The 2,250-nt window shown below is 62.9% G+C and carries 1 protein-coding gene and 1 pseudogene; both read right to left on the bottom strand.

Going from position 1 to position 2,250, the window contains the following annotated elements:
- The coding region (ltrA, locus tag NBX02_RS07840) for a group II intron reverse transcriptase/maturase (protein WP_250290646.1) at nt 1-1,283 on the bottom strand (1,283 nt) is incomplete at its 3' end.
- A gap of 651 nt (nt 1,284-1,934) precedes the next feature.
- Nucleotides 1,935-2,231 (bottom strand): annotated as a pseudogene (locus NBX02_RS07835) (transposase); the annotation flags it as partial.
- Nucleotides 2,232-2,250: the final 19 nt, after the last annotated feature.

The following is a 2,250-nucleotide window of genomic DNA, read 5'->3' as shown; positions in this document are numbered from 1 at the left end:
CGGCGATGCTTCCGGCGTATCCATCGCCATACCGTCTCGAACACATAATGTTTCAGGTAGGCGAAGGTCACCGATGACACTCCGGGCCGGAAATAGGCGCACCAGCCCCTCAGCACAGGGTTGAGTCTGCGGATCAGATCATCAAGAGGCTGGTTCACCTCGACCTCGCGGCATACCGTCTTCACCTTGGCCATGACCGCTTTGACGGACTTCTTGGCCGGATAGGAGTAGACGTAATACTCGCGCGCGCCTTTCTTCCGGTGGCGTTGGATACGCCACCCGAGAAAGTCAAGGCCGTCATCGATGTGGGTGATCAGAGTCTTCTCCCGCGACAGGCGTAAACCCATCGTGGACAAGACTTCCACGATCTCCTCTCGCAAGGCTTCGGCATCGGATTTGGTGCCTTTAATCACCAGGCACCAGTCGTCGGCATACCGGACCAATTTGAAGTTCGGCAGGCCGTGCCGCAGACGCCTGGCCTTCTCAGTCTTGCCGGTCCCCGGGCCACCTGGTGACCGGGCGACGTGCTCGTCCAAGACGGACAAGGCGACATTACTGAGCAACGGCGAGAGAATCGACCCTTGCGGGGTGCCGGCGGTGGTAGGTCCCACTAAACGATCCTCAACGAGGACGCCTGATTTGAGAAAAGCCTTCACCAGGGCCAGGACACGCTTGTCTCCGATCCGTGCCCGCACTCTGTCCATTAAGGACGTATGCGAGATTTCATCGAAGCAGGCTTTGATGTCTCCTTCCACAATCCACTCGTAACATCGTGGTTTCGAGGTCAGATACCGAATCTCAGCCACCGCGTCATGAGCCCGGCGCATCGGGCGGAACCCATAGGAGCATGGGAAAAAATCCGCCTCGAAGATCGGCTCCAGCACCAGCTTCAGCGATGCCTGGACCACCCTGTCGGTGATGGTCGCGATCCCCAGGCGACGCAGCTTACCGCCCGTCTTGGGGATCATCCGCTCCCGCACCGGTAACGGCCGGAAACTGCGATCTTTCAACGCCGAACGCAGCCCGTCGAGGTATTCATTTATCCCGATCCGCGCCACTATCGACGCGGCGGTACGCCCGTCCACCCCGGCGGTCCTGGCACCTTTGTTGCCCCGCACCCGATCCCACGCAACCAACAAGAACGCGGGATCGGCCACCAAATTGAACAGATCGTCGAACTGACGACGGGCATCTTCACGCGCCCACCGGTGCAGCTTGGTTTGGATCTCCAGTACCCGGCGTTCGGCCCTAAACAAGGCGGATTCCGGTTCGTCGGTATTCACCGGCGAAAACCTCCTGGTCTTCCAGCATCCATCACCGCAGACTTGCTGGCTGTCTTTGCCCTGCGTCCGGCTTTCCCGGACTCCGAGACGGGTCGCTACGCCCGCGACTACTACACAGCCTCCGCCCCATCCGTCAGCCCACAGCCGGAACGGGCCTGCCCGCTGCCGTCCTGGCTGGACGGCCCGCAGGCGACTGCCGGATGGTTCCCACGTTCACCAAGCAATCGATCGGTCAGTGAGGCGCCCAGCTCTACTCCGGCAGCATCGCCACGGTTACGCCGCAGACCTTCGCCATGGCCTCCCCACCGCCGGAACTACGCGGCTTCGGAGTTGACGCCCGGACGCAGCATCGTCCGACCGTCACGCGCTGCTCACCGGCCCATATCCACCAGATTTGAGCACGGCTTCGCGGTTACGGAGCTTCAACCACTGGTTCACTTCCGTTACACCTTCTGACCTGGCCGAACAGGCCCGCGCCGTCTGGCAGTCCCGGCACGGCCTGTCTTCGTCGGGGCCGCTTGCCACCCTCCCCGGCGTTCCTCCGGATCAGGCTGCCCCCTGGCTTCACCGGGCTGCTGCGACAGCCCGGCGGGAAAGGTCTCTCACCCCTCCTCGATTGTCTCGGCGCCTCGTGGCGCACAGCTCCCGCGCGAAGAAAGCCGACGCAGCCTTCAAGATCTCGTTCGCACGGGTGAGTTCACGGACCTCGCGTTCCAGCTCGGCAATACGCTGCGCGTCCGCGGTCGAGGTCCCCGGCCGCTGGCCACCGTCGACCTCGGCCTGCTTCACCCACTGGCGCAGCGATTCCGCGCCAACCCCGAGCCGCTTGGCGACGGTTGTGATCGAGCCGGTCCGCTGACCGGACTCCTTGCGTACCTCGAAGACCATCCGGACCGCACGCTCGCGTAGCTCGGCCGGGTACTTGTTAGGGGTGGGCACGGCTCTCATCCTTCCAAGGTCAAGAGCC

Source organism: Protofrankia sp. CiP1_Cm_nod1 (assembly GCF_920888515.1).
GTDB lineage: Bacteria > Actinomycetota > Actinomycetes > Frankiales > Frankiaceae > Protofrankia.
This window is presented reverse-complemented; position numbering and strand designations above follow the sequence as displayed.